General features: G+C 71.3%; 14 protein-coding genes. 9 read left to right on the top strand and 5 right to left on the bottom strand.

What is annotated here, in order from left to right:
• Positions 1 to 69: 69 nt before the first annotated feature.
• Both BTH_RS33240 and BTH_RS05670 read right to left on the bottom strand, forming a co-directional pair.
• Positions 70 to 351 (bottom strand): hypothetical protein, encoded by a 282-nt coding sequence (locus BTH_RS33240; RefSeq protein WP_127446362.1) that lies wholly within the window; start codon positions 349 to 351, stop codon positions 70 to 72.
• 24 nt (positions 352 to 375) lie between these two features.
• Positions 376 to 717, bottom strand: a complete 342-nt coding sequence (locus BTH_RS05670) for a hypothetical protein (protein ID WP_009896602.1) — start codon at positions 715 to 717, stop codon at positions 376 to 378.
• A 173-nt stretch (positions 718 to 890) separates the two neighbouring features.
• Here BTH_RS05670 and BTH_RS05675 point away from each other — a divergent pair, with 173 nt between their 5' ends.
• Positions 891 to 2,081: a serine hydrolase domain-containing protein gene (locus tag BTH_RS05675; RefSeq protein ID WP_009896603.1), complete on the top strand. Its 1,191-nt coding sequence runs from the start codon at positions 891 to 893 to the stop codon at positions 2,079 to 2,081.
• 273 nt (positions 2,082 to 2,354) lie between these two features.
• Here the strand turns inward: BTH_RS05675 and BTH_RS05680 are convergent, their stop codons facing one another.
• Complete coding sequence (locus tag BTH_RS05680; protein ID WP_009896604.1) at positions 2,355 to 4,385, bottom strand: BCCT family transporter; 2,031 nt, start codon at positions 4,383 to 4,385, stop codon at positions 2,355 to 2,357.
• A gap of 339 nt (positions 4,386 to 4,724) precedes the next feature.
• Between BTH_RS05680 and BTH_RS05685 the strand changes: the two genes are divergently transcribed.
• From BTH_RS05685 to BTH_RS05720, 8 genes are all read left to right on the top strand, one after another.
• Positions 4,725 to 5,660: a MurR/RpiR family transcriptional regulator gene (locus BTH_RS05685; protein WP_009896605.1), complete on the top strand. Its 936-nt coding sequence runs from the start codon at positions 4,725 to 4,727 to the stop codon at positions 5,658 to 5,660.
• A complete protein-coding gene (locus BTH_RS05690; RefSeq protein WP_009896606.1) occupies positions 5,657 to 6,685 on the top strand; it encodes an isoaspartyl peptidase/L-asparaginase family protein in 1,029 nt (342 codons plus the stop codon). Before BTH_RS05685 ends, BTH_RS05690 begins: the two co-directional genes overlap by 4 nt.
• 40 nt (positions 6,686 to 6,725) lie before the next feature.
• Positions 6,726 to 8,714, top strand: coding sequence for a dipeptide ABC transporter ATP-binding protein (locus BTH_RS05695; protein WP_009896607.1), 1,989 nt, complete (start codon positions 6,726 to 6,728; stop codon positions 8,712 to 8,714).
• 192 nt (positions 8,715 to 8,906) lie between these two features.
• A complete protein-coding gene (gsiB, locus tag BTH_RS05700) occupies positions 8,907 to 10,469 on the top strand; it encodes a glutathione ABC transporter substrate-binding protein GsiB (protein WP_009896608.1) in 1,563 nt (520 codons plus the stop codon).
• 157 nt (positions 10,470 to 10,626) lie between these two features.
• Positions 10,627 to 11,547 (top strand): glutathione ABC transporter permease GsiC, encoded by a 921-nt coding sequence (gene gsiC / locus BTH_RS05705; protein ID WP_009896610.1) that lies wholly within the window; start codon positions 10,627 to 10,629, stop codon positions 11,545 to 11,547.
• Between the two features lie 7 nt (positions 11,548 to 11,554).
• Positions 11,555 to 12,457 (top strand): glutathione ABC transporter permease GsiD, encoded by a 903-nt coding sequence (gene gsiD / locus BTH_RS05710; RefSeq protein ID WP_009896611.1) that lies wholly within the window; start codon positions 11,555 to 11,557, stop codon positions 12,455 to 12,457.
• Positions 12,457 to 13,797, top strand: a complete 1,341-nt coding sequence (locus BTH_RS05715; protein ID WP_009896612.1) for a P1 family peptidase — start codon at positions 12,457 to 12,459, stop codon at positions 13,795 to 13,797. The genes gsiD and BTH_RS05715 overlap by 1 nt, the downstream gene beginning before the upstream one ends.
• Positions 13,797 to 14,624: a M55 family metallopeptidase gene (locus BTH_RS05720; RefSeq protein ID WP_009896614.1), complete on the top strand. Its 828-nt coding sequence runs from the start codon at positions 13,797 to 13,799 to the stop codon at positions 14,622 to 14,624. Before BTH_RS05715 ends, BTH_RS05720 begins: the two co-directional genes overlap by 1 nt.
• Positions 14,625 to 14,797: 173 nt before the next feature.
• Here the strand turns inward: BTH_RS05720 and pcaG are convergent, their stop codons facing one another.
• A complete protein-coding gene (gene pcaG / locus BTH_RS05725) occupies positions 14,798 to 15,391 on the bottom strand; it encodes a protocatechuate 3,4-dioxygenase subunit alpha (protein ID WP_009896617.1) in 594 nt (197 codons plus the stop codon).
• 2 nt (positions 15,392 to 15,393) lie between these two features.
• A complete protein-coding gene (gene pcaH, locus BTH_RS05730; RefSeq protein WP_009896619.1) occupies positions 15,394 to 16,098 on the bottom strand; it encodes a protocatechuate 3,4-dioxygenase subunit beta in 705 nt (234 codons plus the stop codon).
• Between the last annotated feature and the right edge of the window lie 76 nt (positions 16,099 to 16,174).

The raw sequence follows: 16,174 nt of genomic DNA on the forward strand, positions 1-16,174 counted from the left end.
CGGCGGCCCACGTCGCGGCGTCGGTCCGGGGCGGTGCGCGCCTGCGTGCTTCCGAGCGCAGCGGATGGATTAGGTATATCCGATATTCCGGGAAAAACAAGGCGGCGCGGCCGGCGTTCCAGCGACGCGGCGCGCTGGGGGATGGGCGCGGGCCGGGGCGGTTTCGATCATCGCCGCGAATTCATCTCCCGGAGCGCTATTCGCGCCGCCGCCCATGAAGACCGATTCGTTACGCCGATAGCCGCGCTGATGCCGCAGATGCCGCTGCCGATGGCGGCGGATCGCGGCGCGATCCGCGCGGTGCGTGAACGAACGGGCGCCGCCGGATGCGCGTGCGGGTTCGGTCGTCATGCGCAAGCGGGGCGCAACGCGCGCCTACCGCTGCCCATGCCGCAGCCGCGCGATCGCCTGCCACGCGCAGCCGGCCGTCGTGCCCGCGATGCCGAGCATCACGACGAGCACGCCGAGCCCGAAGCCGGGCGGCATCTCGCCGGAATTCGGCGCGGACGGCTTCGCGAGCAGCGCGCACGCGGTGCCGCCCGCGATCAGCGCCGCGCACGCGAGCCAGTAAGCGCGGCCGCGCGACCGGGCGAGCGCGCCGCGCAGCGACCAGCCGAGGCCGAACAGATACAGCAGCGCGAGCGTGCCGAGCGCGGCCCATTCGGCGAAAGTCGTCGCGCCGGCGGCGAGCGCGGCGGGCGTGGCGGGGGCGATCATCGGAGCGGCACCTCTTTGGCGGGCGGGGAAATCGGGGGCGACCGGCTATCTTAGCGAATCGCGCCGAGCGCGCGCAGGTCGCGCGCTTTGCCCCTGCCCGGCGGGGGGCTACGTCGGCGCAATCGCCGCAGCCTGTCTAGAATCGACGCTTTCCGACGACGAGGAGCCGCACGATGAATCTGGAGTCCGTAACCCCCGCAACCGCGGCAGCCGCCGCAACGGACCACGCCGCGGTCGCCGGGCGGCTCGACCGCGTGTTCGCGACGGCGCTGGCCGAGCGGCGCGTCGTCGGCGCGGTCGCGCTCGTCGCGCGCGGCGGCGAACTCGTCTACCGGCGCGCGCACGGTTTCGCGGAGCGCGAGACGCAGCGGCCGATGCGCGAGGACACGCTGTTTCGCCTGTCGTCGATCACGAAGCCGATCGTCACCGTGGCGGTGCTGCGCCTCGTCGCCGCCGGCCGGATGGCGCTCGACGCGCCGATCACGCGCTGGCTGCCGGAGTTCGCGCCGGCACTGCCCGACGGACGCGCGCCCGCGCTGACCGTGCATCAACTGCTGACCCACACGGCGGGCCTGAGCTACTGGCTGCTCGAGGCGCCGGGCTCGGCCTATCACACGCTCGGCATCTCGGACGGCATCGATCTCGTCGACTTCGATCTCGCCGAGAACCTGCGGCGCATCGCGGCCGCGCCGCTCGCGTTCGAGCCGGGCAGCGCGTGGCGCTATTCGCTCGCGCTCGACGTGCTCGGCGCGGCGATCGAGCGCGAAACGGGGCTCGCGCTGCCCGACGCGGTCGCGCAGCTCGTCACGACGCCGCTCGGGCTGCGCGACACGGGCTTCGTCGCCGCCGATCCCGCGCGCTTCGCGGCGGCGTACGCGAACGCCGCGCCGCAGCCCGTGCGAATCACCGACAACCTCGACGTGCCGCTGCCCGAAGGGCACGGCGTCGCGGTGCGCTTCGCGCCGTCGCGGGTGTTCGACGCGACGGCGTTTGCGTCGGGCGGCGCGGGGATGTACGGCAGCGCCGACGACGTGCTGCGCGTGCTCGAGACGATCCGCACGGGCGGCGACGGCTTCCTGCCGGCCGCGCTCGCCGCCGCGATGCGCACCGATCACACGGGGCCGGCCGCCGAGACGCGCGGGCCCGGCTGGGGCTTCGGCTATGGCGGCGCGGTGCTGTCCGACCCGGCGCGCGCGCAGTCGCCGCAAAGCGCGGGGACACTGCAATGGGGCGGCGTCTATGGGCATTCGTGGTTCGTCGACGCGGCGCGCGGCCTTACCGTGCTGCTGATGACGAACACCGCGTATGAAGGGATGTCGGGGCCGTTGACGGTCGAGGTGCGCGACGCGGTCTACGCCGTGTGAGTCGCGAGGCGGGGCGCGCGGCGCGACGAAAGCTGCGCGCTCGGCATCGTCCCGCGCAGATGGCGCCAACGGCGCGCGCGCGTCGCCGCCGCGCGCCGGAGCGCCGTGGCGGAATGCGTGGGCCCGCCGCCTTGCCCGCCGAGCCGGGCCGTGATTCGGCGGACGCGGTCGCATGCCCCGCGCGCGAACCGGCCCGACGCCCGGCCCGAGCCTCTACTTCATCGTCGGACCGGCCCTCGGCCCGGCCCGGCGCAGGCGTTTTTCCGCCGCCGCTTACTGTGTCAGCCCGTCCGGCCCGGCATGCTCGGGCGCGCGGTTCAGCAGATGCGTGCGCGTGTCCGACGCGAGCGACACGTAGCGCTCGTATTGCCGCAGCACGTCGGCGATGATCTCGTCGCCGCGCAGATACTCGATGTCGTAGCCGAGCCGCCCGTCCGCGAAGAACGTCAGCACCTCGCACACGTGCTCGCGCTGCGGCTCGGGTTCCGCCGCCTCGCGGATACGGAACGCGGGCGCCGACTTGCGCGACACCCGTGCGCCGTAGACGAAATCGCGCTGTGCGGGCGCGGGCACCGTGAGGCGCACCGCATCGTCGTCGTCGCGCGCGACGTGCGCGTCGACGCCGCCTGCCTTCAGTTCTTCGGCGACCTTGCGCAGCGCGGGCTCGACCGTCTGCGCGATGAACCGCCGCGCGTCGGCGCCCGTCGTGTGGCGCAGGATCTGCGACAGGCGCTGGCGCCAGTGCTGGCCGGTCCAGAAGCTGGTCGCGGGCGCCATCTCCTGCGAGTAGTGCGCGTGGTCGGCCTTCAGGCCGCGCCAGAGCCCATAGCAGAGCGCGAGCATCACGAGCGCGACGGGCAGCGCGGCGACGAGCGTGAGCGCCTGCAGCGCCTTCAGCCCGCCCGCGACGAGCAGCACCGACGCCGTCACGCCGAGCACGGCCGCCCAGAAGAGCCGCTGCCACACGGGCGAATGCGGCGCGCCGCGCGTCGCGATCGCGTCGATCACGAACGCGCCCGAATCGGCCGACGTGACGAAGAACACCGCGATCAGCACGATCGCCGCGACCGACAGCAGTTGCGTGAGCGGCAGGTAATCGAAGAAGCGGAACAGCAGCGCGTCGACGTTGGTCGCCGTCTGCGCGAGCGCGCCCGCGGCCGCGTGCGTGTCGAGCCAGATCGCGCTGTTGCCGAACGCGGTCATCCAGACGAGATTGAACGCGGTGGGCACGAGCAGCACGCCGATCACGAACTCGCGGATCGTGCGCCCGCGCGAGATCCGCGCGATGAACATCCCGACGAACGGCGACCACGACACCCACCACGCCCAGTAGAGCAGCGTCCAGCCGCCGAACCAGCCTTTGTCGTTCGGCGCTTCGTATGCGTACGTGCGAAACGACAGCGACACGAGCTTCGACAGATATTCGCCGACGTTGTCGCCGAACGCGCGCAGCAGGAACGACGTCGGCCCCGCGACGACGACGAACGCGAGCAGCGCGAACGCGAGCATCAGGTTCAGCTCGGACAGCCGGCGCACGCCCTTGTCGAGCCCGCTCGCGGCGGAGAGCCCGGCGAGCGCGACGACCACCGCGACGAGGCCGATGCGGAACGCGTCGCTGTCGGTTTGCCAGCCGGCGATCGTGTGCAGGCCAGCGCTCAGCTGCAGCACGCCGTAGCCGAGCGTCACCGCGATTCCGGCCACGGTGCCGACGAGCGCGAACGCGTCGACCGTGTGCCCGATCCAGCCGTTCACGCCTTCGCGCAACACCGGATAGAGGCCCGAGCGCAGCGTGAGCGGCAGGTTGTAGCGAAAGCCGAAATACGCGAGCACGAGGCCCATCACGCCATACGTCGCCCACGCGTGCAGGCCCCAGTGGAAGAACGACATCAGCATCGCCTCGCGCGCGGCGGCGGGCGTGCCGCCCAGCGCGGTGGGCGGCTTCAGGTAATGCTGGATCGGCTCGCCGACGCCGAAGTACATGAGGCCGATGCCCATGCCGGCCGCGAACAGCATCGCGGTCCACGACACGAAGCTGAATTCCGGCTCGGCGTCGTCGGGGCCGAGCTTGATGTTGCCGAAGCGGCTCGCCGCGATCAGCACGATGAAGATCAGGAAGGTCGTGATCGCGAGCACGTAGAACCAGTCGAAACGCTCGACGATCCATTGCTGGCCGGCGCCGAAGAGGGCGCCCGCTTCGTTCGGCAGCAGCGCGCAGACGGCGAGGAGCGCGCCGATCACGGCGAGCGACGGCACGACGACTTGCGGCTTGAGCGTCGTGCGCGGCGCGGATCGGGATGAGGGCATGGGCGGGTCTCCGGAAAAAGTGGCGTCGCGAGGCGCACGCCGCGGCCGACGCGGGCGCGGAACCAGTGCGGGCGGAGCGGGTGCGGCGACGCGCGCGATGCGCGGGTGGAGGGGCTGCAACGGTGAGGATGCAGGCTGAAACTGACAGATTGTAAGCTATTCGCCGATGATGCCGGGAAAAGCGGATCGGATCGCGCCGCGCACCTCCCGGTGAGCCCCTTGCGGCGAGGGTTTGCGGCGATCGCCCGGAGGCAGTGCAAACCCGGATGAAAATTTATTTTTTCTATTTTGTCGATTGTGTAAATTTACTTTCATCGCCACTCGACTCAACGCCGCCGCATGTCCGACTCGCCCGACTCGCCGCCCGACGCCGAACCGTCGATCGCCGCGCGCATCGCCGCCGTGCTGCCGTCGCTCACGCCGATCCACCGGCGCATGGGCGAGTACGTGCTCGCGAATCCGTTCCGCGCGGCGACGATGCGCATCGACGAGCTCGCGAACGCGGTGGACGCGTCGATCGCGACCGCGAACCGCTTCGCGCGCGCGCTCGGCTTCGACGGCTATCCGGCATTGCGCGCGGCGCTCGTGCGCGGCTTCGAGGCAACGCTCGCGCCCGTCGAGCGGCTGCGTTCCGCGCAGGAGCATGAGGCGGGCGCGCGCGGCGGCGAGCTGATCGACGCGAGCTTCGAGCAGGCGCTCGCGAATCTCGAGCGCACGCGCGCCCGGCTCGATCGCGCGAACGTCGAGGCGGCCGTCGATTCGCTGCTCGCCGCGCGCCGGATCTTCATCGTCGGGATGGGCGCGAGCGCGTTTCTCGCCGGGCTGATGGAGCACGGGCTATCCGTGTATCGCGACAACGTGCAGTCGCTCGCGCTGCTCGGCGGCCCGACCGACGCCGCGCGGCGCCTGTTCAGCGCGCGCGGCGACGACCTTGTCGTCGCGATCGCGTTTCCGCGCTACGTGCACGACACGATCGAGCTCACGCGCCGTGCGGCCGAGCGCGGCGCGCCCGTGCTCGCGATCACCGACGGGCCCGATTCGCCGGTCGCGCCGTTCGCCGCGCGCGCGCTCTTCGTGCACGCGGAGCGCCGGCTCGCGGCGACCTCCGAGGCTGCGGTGCTCGCGCTCGTCGAGGCGCTGATCGACGCGCTCGCGCATCGCTCGCAACGCTCGGCGCGCGCGGCCGCCGAAGTGACCGAATTCATGCTGCCGTGGCTCGAGGCACGGGGCGCGTGCGCCGCGCCGCCGCGCCGTTCCAGGAAAACCGACCGATGACTTCACCCGCAATCGTTGCGATTCACGGCGGCGCAGGCACGATCCTGCGCGACGCGATGACGGCCGACGCCGAAGCGCAGTACCGCGCCGAGCTGAACGCGATCCTCGCCGCCGCGCAGAAAGTGCTCGCCGACGGCGGCAGCGCGCTCGACGCGGTCAGCGTCGCCGTGCGCATGCTCGAGGATTGCCCGCTCTTCAACGCGGGGCGCGGCGCCGTCTACACGGCCGACGGCACGCACGAGCTCGACGCCGCGATCATGGACGGCGCGACGCTGAAAGCGGGCGCGATCTGCTGCGCGACGCGCGTGCGCAACCCGGTGCTCGCCGCGCGGCGCGTGCTCGAGGCGAGCGAGCACGTGATGTTCGCGGGCGCGGGCGCCGATGCGTTCGCGGCCGCGCAGGGGCTCGAGCTTGCCGCGCCGGGCTACTTCGACACCGAGTTCCGCCGCGCGCAATGGCTGAGGGCGCGGCGCGCGTCGGGCACGATGCTCGATCACGACGCGGCGGCGTTCGCGTTCGGCCAGGGCGACGGCGATGGCAACGGTCACGGCGGCGGCGAGCGCGCCGCGCCTGCGCCCGAGCCGCTCGATCCGGACCGCAAGCACGGCACGGTCGGCGCGGTCGCGCGCGATCTGCACGGCCATCTGGCGGCGGCGACGTCGACGGGCGGGATCACGAACAAGCAGCCGGGGCGCGTCGGGGACACGCCGATCATCGGCGCGGGCTGCTATGCGAACGACGCGACGTGCGCGGTGTCGGCGACGGGCACGGGCGAGATGTTCATCCGCCTCGCGACCGCGTACGACGTGTCCGCGCAGATCGAATATCGCGGCGCATCGCTCGCGTCGGCCGCGTACGACGTCGTGATGAACAAGCTGCCGAGAATCGCGGGCCGCGGCGGAATCATCGCGCTCGACGCGCGCGGCAACCTCGCGATGCCGTTCAACACCGAAGGGATGTACCGCGGCTACGCGCGCGTCGGCGAGGCGCCCGTCACCGCGATCTATCGCGAGGACGCGGCGTGACGCCGCGAACGCGCGCAGACAGGACCGACAGGAGAAACCGATGAGCGCGAGCCGATCCGTCCCGAGCCTGCCCGACGCGCGCGTGCTCGCGGTCGACGGGCTGACCGTCACGTTCCGCCGCGAGGGCGCGGCATTCGTTGCGGTGCGCGATCTGTCGTTCCACGTCGATCGCGGCGAGACGCTCGCGATCGTCGGCGAATCGGGCTCCGGCAAATCGGTGACGTCGCTCGCGCTGATGCGCCTCGTCGAGCACGGCGGCGGCGCGATCGCGGGCGGCGAGATCGCGCTGCGCCGGCGCGGCGGCGCGGTGCTCGATCTCGCGCGCGCGTCGCCGTCGACCTTGCGCACGGTGCGCGGCGCGGACGTCGCGATGATCTTCCAGGAGCCGATGACGTCGCTCAACCCGGTCTTCACGGTGGGCGACCAGATCAGCGAGGCGATCGCGCTGCATCAGAGCAAGCGCGCGGGCGAGGCGCGCGCCGAGGCGCTGCGCCTGCTCGATCTCGTGCGCATTCCCGAGGCGCGGCGCGTGTTCGCGCGCCATCCGCATCAGCTCTCGGGCGGGATGCGCCAGCGCGTGATGATCGCGATGGCGCTGTCGTGCCGGCCGGCGCTGCTGATCGCCGACGAGCCGACCACCGCGCTCGACGTGACGATCCAGGCGCAGATCCTCCAACTGATCCGCGGGCTGCAGGACGAGATGGACATGGGCGTGATCTTCATCACGCACGATATGGGCGTCGTCGCGGAAGTCGCCGACCGCGTGCTCGTCATGTATCGCGGCGAGAAGGTCGAGGAGGGCGCGTCCGACGCGATCTTCGCCGCGCCGTCGCATCCGTACACGAAGGCGCTGCTCGCGGCGGTGCCGCGGCTCGGCTCGATGCGGGGCACCGATGCGCCCGCGAAGTTTACGCTGCTGCGCTTCGATCCGGTCGCGGGCGATGCGGTCGTCGTCGCGGGCGGCGATGCGTCGGGCGCTTCGGCTGGTTTGGTCGCCCCGGGTGCTTCGCTTGATTCGACCGCTTCAACCGCCGCGCCGGCGGCGCACGCGCGCGCCGGCGGCGCTTTCGCGCAGCCCGCGATCGCTCCGGCGTCGCCGCCGCTGTTGCGCGTGCGCGAGCTCGTCACGCGCTTTCCGCTCAAGCGCGGCGTGTTCGGCCGCGTGTCGCAATACGTGCACGCGGTCGAGCGGGTGAGCTTCGAGCTGCGCGCGGGCGAGACGCTTGCGCTCGTCGGCGAATCGGGCTGCGGCAAATCGACGACGGGCCGCTCGCTGTTGCGGCTCGTCGACAGCCTGAGCGGCTCGATCGAATTCGAGGGCCGCGAGATCGGTGCGCTGAAGGGCCGCGAGCTGCAGGCGCTGCGGCGCGACATCCAGTTCATTTTCCAGGACCCGTTCGCGTCGCTGAATCCGCGCCTGACGGTCGGCTTCTCGATCATGGAGCCGCTGCTCGTGCACGGCGTCGCGAGCGGCGAGCAGGCGCAGGCGCGCGTCGACTGGCTGCTCGAGCGCGTCGGCCTGCCCGCCGACGCCGCGCGCCGCTATCCGCACGAGTTCTCCGGCGGCCAGCGGCAGCGGATCGCGATCGCGCGCGCGCTCGCGCTCAACCCGAAGGTCGTGATCGCCGACGAATCGGTGTCGGCGCTCGACGTGTCGGTGCAGGCGCAGATCGTCAACCTGATGCTCGACCTGCAGCGCGAGCTCGGGCTCGCGTATCTGTTCATCTCGCACGACATGGCGGTGGTCGAGCGGATCAGCCATCGCGTCGCGGTGATGTATCTCGGGCAGATCGTCGAGATCGGCCCGCGCCGCGCGGTGTTCGAGACGCCGCGCCATCCGTACACGAGGAAGCTGATGAGCGCGGTGCCGATCGCCGATCCCGCGCGCCGCCATGCGCCGCGCACGCTGGCCGCCGACGAACTGCCGAGCCCGATTCGCGCGGCCGGCGACGAGCCGCTCGTCGCGCCGCTCGTCGCGGTCGGGCCGGATCACTTCGTCGCCGGGCATCGGGTGGGCGGCGCGTATTGAGGCGGCGCCCGGCGTCGGCGCGGCGGGCCGTAACACGCGGGCGGCGCGGGACGCCGGCCTCGCCGAACGAGAGACGACAGCAGGACCGCACGGCAGCGGAGCCGCAGGATCGCAAGAACGCAGGATCACCAGACCGCAGGACCGCACGAACCCGTCACACGCACTCACGCAGCATCGCAAAGGAGCCCACACATGATTCAGTCGCATTCGTTCTTGCCGTTCTCGCCGCGCGCGCTTCTTGCCGCCTGCGCGGGCGTGATCGCGATGTCGTCCGCGCCGCTCGCGCTCGCCGAGCAGACCGCGGTGATGGCCGTCGATTCGACGTTCACGACGCTCGACCCGTACGATTCGAACGATACGCTGTCGCAGGCGGTGTCGAAGTCGTTCTATCAGGGCCTGTTCGGCTTCGACAAGGACATGAAGCTCGTGAACGTGCTCGCGACCGGCTACGAAGCGAGCCCCGACGCGAAGGTGTACACGATCAAGCTGCGCCAGGGCGTGAAGTTCCAGGACGGCACCGATTTCAACGCGGCCGCGGTGAAGGCGAACTTCGACCGCGTGACCGATCCGGCGAACCACCTGAAGCGCTACAACATGTTCCGCCGCATCGCGAAGACGGAAGTCGTCGATCCGCACACGGTGAAGGTCACGTTGACCGAGCCGTTCTCGGCGTTCGTCAACGTGCTCGCGCATCCGTCGGCCGTGATGATCTCGCCCGCCGCGCTGAAGAAGTACGGCCGCGAGATCGGGCTGCATCCGGTCGGCACCGGCCCGTTCGAGCTGGTCGAATGGAAGCAGACCGACGACCTGAAGGTGAGGAAGTTCGCCGGCTACTGGAAGGCCGGCTATCCGAAGGTCGACGCGATCGACTGGAAGCCCGTCGTCGACAACAACACGCGCGCCGCGCTGATGAAGACGGGCGAGGCCGATTTCGCGTTCCGCATCCCGTTCGAGCAGACGGCCGACCTGAAGGCGAACCCGAAGGTCGACGTGATCGAGCGCCCGTCGATCATCCAGCGCTACGTGAGCCTGAACGTGCGGCAAAAGCCGTTCGACAACCCGAAGGTGCGCCAGGCGCTCAATTACGCGGTCAACAAGGACGCGCTCGCGAAGGTCGCGTTCGCCGGCAACGCGACGCCCGCCACCGGCATCGTGCCGCAGGGCGTCGACTACGCGGTGAAGCTCGGCCCGTGGCCGTACGATCCGGCGAAGGCGCGCGCGCTGCTGAAGGAGGCGGGCTACCCGAACGGCTTCGAGACGACGCTCTGGTCCGCGTACAACAACTCGACGTCGCAGAAGGCGATCCAGTTCGTCCAGCAGCAGCTCGCGCAGGTGGGCGTGAAGGCGCAGGTGCAGGCGCTCGAGGCGGGCGAGCGGGTCGCGAAGGTCGAGAGCGCGCAGGACCCGGCCAAGGCGCCCGTGCGGATGTACTACATCGGCTGGTCCGCGTCGACGGGCGAGTCGGACTGGGCGATCACGCCGCTGCTCGCGTCGTCGTCGATTCCGCCGAAGCTCGTGAACACCGCGTACTACAGGAACGACGCGGTGGATGCCGATCTCGCGAAGGCGCTCGAGACGACCGAGCGCGCGAAAAAGGCCGAGCTGTACGCGGACGCGCAAAAGCGCATCTGGGCCGACGCGCCCTGGATTCCGCTCGTGCAGGAGAAGATCGTCTATGCGCGCAGCAAGCGTCTGCAGGGTGCGTACGTGATGCCGGACGGCTCGTTCAACTTCGACGAGATCGCGATCAAGTGACCGTGACGGTGACGCGCGCGACGCGAGGCGGCCCGGGCGATTCGCCGGGGCGGCGCGATCCCGCCCGCCCGGGCGGGCGGGGCGCATCGGACGCGTGGGGCGCATCGGGTACCGGCGGCGCGCGGCTCGTTCGCGCGCCGCATCGAGAGGCAAGCGCATGCTGAATTTCCTGGTCAAACGACTGTTCGGGCTGCTGCCGACGCTCGCGTGCGTCGCGGTGCTCGTGTTCCTGTTCGTCCACCTGCTGCCGGGCGATCCCGCGCGGCTCGCGGCCGGGCCCGAAGCCGACGACGCGACGGTCGCGCTCGTGCGCGCCGATCTCGGCCTCGACAAGCCGCTGCCCGCGCAGTTCGCGAGCTTCTTCGCGCGGATCGCGCAAGGCGACTTCGGCGTCTCGACGCGCAGCAAGCGGCCCGTCGCGACCGAGATCGGCGAGCGCTTCATGCCGACGCTGTCGCTGACCGTCGTCAGCATGGCCTGGGCGACGCTCTTCGGGATGGCGATCGGCATCGCGTCGGCCGTGTGGCGCAACCGCTGGCCGGACCGCGTCGGCATGACGCTCGCGGTGTCGGGCATCTCGTTTCCGGCGTTCGCGCTCGGCATGCTGCTGATGGAAGTGTTCTCGGTGAAGCTCGGCTGGCTGCCCGTCGTGCCGGACGGCTCGTGGAAGAGCTACGTGCTGCCGTCGCTGACGCTCGGCGCGGCCGTGGCCGCCGTGATGGCGCGCTTCACGCGCGCTTCGTTCATCGAGGTGCTGAACGAGGATTTCGTGCGCACCGCGCGCGCGAAGGGCGTGCGCGAGCCGATGGTCGTGCTCAAGCACTGCCTGCGCAACGCGATGATTCCGGTCGTCACGATGATGGGGCTGCAGTTCGGCTTCCTGCTCGGCGGCTCGATCGTCGTCGAGGCGGTGTTCAACTGGCCGGGGCTCGGCCGCCTGCTCGTCGATGCGGTGACGATGCGCGACTACCCGGTGATCCAGGCGATCGTGCTGCTGTTCTCGCTCGAATTCATCCTGATCAATCTGACCGTCGACGTGCTGTACGCGGTCATCAACCCGACGATCCGTTTCAAGTGAGGCGCGCATGAACGCCACTGTCTCCACCACCTCAGCCCCGTCCGCCGCCGCGCCGGCCGCGATCCGCACGCCGTGGAGCGAGTTCTGGCGCAAGTTCAGGAAGCAGCGCGTCGCGCTCGCGGCGGGCGCGTTCGTGCTGCTGCTCGTCGTCGTCGCGATCGTCGGCCCGCACCTCGCGCCGTACGACCCGGAGAACTACTTCGACTACGACGCGCTGAACGCGGGCCCGTCGGCCGCGCACTGGTTCGGCGTCGATTCGCTCGGCCGCGACATCTTCAGCCGGATCGTCGCGGGCGCGCGGATCTCGCTCGCCGCGGGCTTTTTCTCGGTCGCGCTCGGCGCGGCGATCGGCACGGTCTTCGGGCTGCTGGCCGGCTACTACGAAGGCTGGTGGGACCGCGCGACGATGCGCGTCGCCGACGTGCTGTTCGCGTTCCCGGGCATCCTGCTCGCGATCGGCGTGGTCGCGATCCTCGGCAACGGGATGATCAACGTGATCTGCGCGGTCGCCGTGTTCAGCGTGCCCGCGTTCGCGCGGCTCGTGCGCGGCAACACGCTCGCGCTCAAGCAGATGACCTACGTCGAGGCCGCGCGCAGCATCGGCGCGTCCGACTGGACGATCATCATGCGGCACATCCTGCCCGGCACCGTGTCGTCGGTCGTCGTCTACTTCACGATGCGCATCGGCACGTCGATCATCACCGCCGCGAGCCTGTCGTTTCTCGGCCTCGGCGCGCAGCCGCCGACGCCCGAGTGGGGCGCGATGCTCAACGAGGCGCGCGCGGACATGGTCAACGCGCCGCACGTCGCGCTCTTTCCGAGCATCGCGATCTTTCTGACCGTGCTCGCGTTCAATCTGCTCGGCGACGGGCTGCGCGACGCGCTCGATCCGAAGCTGGAGCGGCGCTGATGGGCGCGCGCGCGGCGAGCGGGCCGGATGAGACGGGCGAGGCGAAAGTGGCGCACGTGACGCACGCGGCCGGTGGGGCGCACGCCGCGCCGCACGTCGGCGTGCTGCCGGCGGGGCCGCTTCGCAGCATCGCCGACGTCGCGGGCGTGACGGTCGGCCACGCGACGCTCGACGCGCTCGGCGTGCAGACCGGCGTGACCGTCGTGCGGCCGCACGCGGGCGACGTCTATCGCGACAAGGTGCCCGCCGCGTCCGCGGTGATCAACGGCTTCGGCAAGAGCGTCGGGCTCGTGCAGCTCGACGAGCTCGGCGTGATCGAGACGCCGCTCGCGCTGACGAACACGTTCGGCGTCGGCGCGCTCGCGCACGCGCAGATCCGCGCCGCGATCGACGAGAATCCGCAGATCGGCCGCACGTGGCCGACCGTCAATCCGCTCGTGTTCGAATGCAACGACGGCTATCTGAACGACCTGCACGCGTTCGCGGTGACGCCCGCGCATTACGCGCAGGCGCTCGCCGACGCGCGGCCCGCGTTCGCGCGCGGCGCGGTGGGCGCGGGGCGGGGGATGTCGTGCTTCGATCTGAAGGGCGGAATCGGCTCGGCGTCGCGCGTCGTGCGCGCGGCGGGCGAGGCGTGGACGGTGGGCGCGCTCGTGCTCGCGAACTTCGGGCGGCTGCCGATGCTGACGATCGCCGGCGTGCCGGTCGGGCGGATGATCGCCGAGCGGGACGCGGGCGGCGCACGGCGCGCGCACGGCGCGCGGGACGATGCCGGGGCGGGCGAGATGCGCGAGATGGGCGATGGGGCGCGCGATGCGGGCGGCCGCGAGAATGTCCGCACGGGCGGCGGCGCGACCGATGGCCCCGCGTCGCGCCGCGCACGCGACGCCGGCGCCTTTTCGCCGGACGCGCCGCTGTCCGCGCCGCGGGACACATCGCCGGACACATCGCCGCCCGAGCAAGGCTCGATCATCATGCTCGTCGCCACCGATGCGCCGCTGTCGTCGCGGCAACTCAAGCGCGTCGCGCTGCGCGCGGCCGCGGGCCTCGCGCGCACGGGCTCGGTGTACGGCCACGGCAGCGGCGACATCGCGCTCGCGTTCTCGACCGCCTACACGGTGCCGCACGACGCCGAGCGCGTCACGCTGCCGGCGCTCGTCGCGGATGCGGCGCTCGATCCGCTGTTCGCCGCCGCGGCCGACAGCGTCGAGCAGGCGATCGTCGACGCGCTGTGGTGCGCAACGCGCGTCACGGGCCGCGACGGCCACGCAAGGCGCGCGTTGCGCGACGCGGCGCCGGAACTCGAACGATGGCTGCGCGCATCGCGCGCGGGAGCGTGATGAAAGTCCTGATCTCGACCGATATCGAAGGCGTGGCGGGCGTCGTGAACGTCGAGCAGACGCGCGCCGGCAATGCCGAATACGAGCGCGCGCGCCGCTGGATGACCGCGGAGGCGAATGCGGCTGTCGAGGGCGCGTTCGCGGGCGGCGCGACGTGCGTGTGGGTCAACGATTCGCACGGCGGCTTTCGCAACCTGCTGCCCGACGGCATCGACGCCCGCGCGCGCGTCGTGCTCGGCAAGCCGCGCACGCTCGGGATGATGGCGGGCCTCGAAGCCTCGCCGGACCTCGTGTTCATGATCGGCTATCACGCGAAATCGCAGACGCGCGGGCTGCTCGCTCACACGATCAACAGCAGCGCGTTCGCGCGCGTGGTGCTCGACGGGCGCGAAATCGGCGAGGCGGGGCTGTACGGCGCGCTCGCGCACGAATACGGCGCGCACGTCGCGCTGCTGTCCGGCGACGACGTGTTCGTCGACGAGACGCGGCCGCTCTTCCCGGCGGCGCGCTTCGTGACCGTGAAGGACGCGGCGGGCTACGCGAGCGGCGTGTCGATGACGCCCGCCGCCGCATGCGGGGCGATCGGCATCGCCGCGCGGCAGGCGGTCGAGCAGGCGCGCGAGGCCGCGCGCGTCGCGCGGCAGCACGCGCCGCGCGCGGCGCGCTGCGAACTGCAGGCGCAGACTGTCGCGGCCGCCGATCTGTTCTGCCAGTGGCCGTCGCTCGAGCGCGTCGACGCGCTCACGCTGCGCTTTTTCGCGCCGTCGATCGAGCACGTCGTGCGCACGCTGAACTGTCTGTCGGCGATGTCGTTCATGCTGCGCTGAGCGCGCGGCGGCGGGCGCGCGCGGCGGCGAGGGCGAGGCGGGTGCGAGGCGGCCGCGTGCGCCGCCGCGCGCTCGCAAGAGGCCGCGCGGCGAGCCGGGCAAAGCGACGCGCGTGCGCGCCGATGCCGGCCCGAAGCGGGCCCGAAGCGGGCCGCCGCGCCTCGCACGCCGGATCAGACGTCGAAGAACACCGTTTCCCGCTCGCCCTGCATATGGATGTCGAAGCGGTAGACCGCCACGCCGTTCGCCCGCGCGTCGCGCGTCGCGATCAGCGTCGCGCGCCGCGCGGCGGGCACGGCTTCGAGAGCCGCGTCGGCCGCGTTCGCCGCCGCTTCGTCGTCGAAGTAGATCCGCGTGAACGCGTGCGTGAGAATCCCGCGCATCATCACCGTCACGTCGACGTGCGGCGCGTCCGTGTCCGACGTGCGCGCCGGCTTCACCGTGCGCACGACGAAGCGGTTCTGCGCGTCGGTGCCGGTGCCGACGCGCGCGAAGCCGCTGAAGCCGCGCCGCGCCGCTTCTTCGCGCGACGCCGGATAGCGGCCGTCGCCGTCGACGTGCGTGAATTCGAGCACAGCGTCGCCGACGGCGTTGCCGTCGCCGTCGAGCACGCGGCCGACGAGCAGGATCGGCTCGCCCGCGGCGTCGGGCGTCGCGATCTCCGCCGTGAAGAGGCTCTTCAGGTCGTAGTTGTACTGCTGCGGGCAGAGGCCGTAAGCGAAGTACGGGCCGACGGTCTGCGAAGGGGTCTGTTTCAGCGTCGTCATGTTCAGCGCTCCATCGGGGTGGCGTCGCGGCCGCGCAGCACGATGTCGAATTCGTAGCCGAGCGCGAAGCCTTCTTCGGTCGTATCGATCGAGAAGCGCGAGATCAGCCGGTCGCGCGCGTCCTCGGGCGTGCCCTGGAAGATAGGGTCGAGCGCGAGGAGCGGATCGCCCGGGAAATACATCTGCGTGACGAGCCGCGAGCCGAAGTAGTCGCCGAACAGCGAGAAATGGATGTGGTTGGGCCGCCACGCATTCGGATGGTTGCCCCACGGATACGCGCCCGGCTTGATCGTGAGAAACCGGTAGCGGCCGTTCTCGTCGGTCAGGCACCGGCCCGCGCCGAGGAAGTTCGGGTCGAGCGGCGCGTCGTGCCGGTCGACCTTGTGCACGTAGCGGCCGGCGGCGTTCGCCTGCCAGACCTCGACGAGCGTGTTGCGCACCGGCTTGCCGCCCTCGTCGAGCACGCGGCCCGTGACGACGATCCGCTCGCCGAGCGGCTCGCCGTTCTTCGCCGCGTTTTTCGTCAGGTCGTGGTCGAGCGGGCCGAGATCGTCCGCGCCGTACACGGGCGCGTGCTGGTTGCGCAGCTTCTCCTTCAGCGGAATCAGCGGCTGCGTCGGGCCGCGCTTCACGGAAGAGCGGTACGGCGGGTGAATGTACGCGGGATGCGACGGCCAGTCGCGCGGCGCGAGCGTCGAGGAATCCATCGGGATCGTCTCCGGTTTGATGGTTGTCAAGGCGGGATGGAGGGACTTTAGCTAATCGAGAAAGTTATGCAAAATG

This window comes from Burkholderia thailandensis E264 (assembly GCF_000012365.1).
GTDB classification, from domain to species: Bacteria; Pseudomonadota; Gammaproteobacteria; order Burkholderiales; family Burkholderiaceae; genus Burkholderia; species Burkholderia thailandensis.

Coding starts and splice junctions, on each gene's coding strand:
- BTH_RS05720 (WP_009896614.1), top strand. CDS start 13,797: ATGAAAGTCCTGATCTCGACCGATATCGAAGGCGTGGCGGGCGTCGTG.
- BTH_RS33240 (WP_127446362.1), bottom strand. CDS start 351: ATGACGACCGAACCCGCACGCGCATCCGGCGGCGCCCGTTCGTTCACG.
- BTH_RS05695 (WP_009896607.1), top strand. CDS start 6,726: ATGAGCGCGAGCCGATCCGTCCCGAGCCTGCCCGACGCGCGCGTGCTC.
- BTH_RS05670 (WP_009896602.1), bottom strand. CDS start 717: ATGATCGCCCCCGCCACGCCCGCCGCGCTCGCCGCCGGCGCGACGACT.
- BTH_RS05690 (WP_009896606.1), top strand. CDS start 5,657: ATGACTTCACCCGCAATCGTTGCGATTCACGGCGGCGCAGGCACGATC.
- BTH_RS05715 (WP_009896612.1), top strand. CDS start 12,457: ATGGGCGCGCGCGCGGCGAGCGGGCCGGATGAGACGGGCGAGGCGAAA.
- pcaH (WP_009896619.1), bottom strand. CDS start 16,098: ATGGATTCCTCGACGCTCGCGCCGCGCGACTGGCCGTCGCATCCCGCG.
- gsiB (WP_009896608.1), top strand. CDS start 8,907: ATGATTCAGTCGCATTCGTTCTTGCCGTTCTCGCCGCGCGCGCTTCTT.
- gsiC (WP_009896610.1), top strand. CDS start 10,627: ATGCTGAATTTCCTGGTCAAACGACTGTTCGGGCTGCTGCCGACGCTC.
- BTH_RS05680 (WP_009896604.1), bottom strand. CDS start 4,385: ATGCCCTCATCCCGATCCGCGCCGCGCACGACGCTCAAGCCGCAAGTC.
- gsiD (WP_009896611.1), top strand. CDS start 11,555: ATGAACGCCACTGTCTCCACCACCTCAGCCCCGTCCGCCGCCGCGCCG.
- pcaG (WP_009896617.1), bottom strand. CDS start 15,391: ATGACGACGCTGAAACAGACCCCTTCGCAGACCGTCGGCCCGTACTTC.
- BTH_RS05685 (WP_009896605.1), top strand. CDS start 4,725: ATGTCCGACTCGCCCGACTCGCCGCCCGACGCCGAACCGTCGATCGCC.
- BTH_RS05675 (WP_009896603.1), top strand. CDS start 891: ATGAATCTGGAGTCCGTAACCCCCGCAACCGCGGCAGCCGCCGCAACG.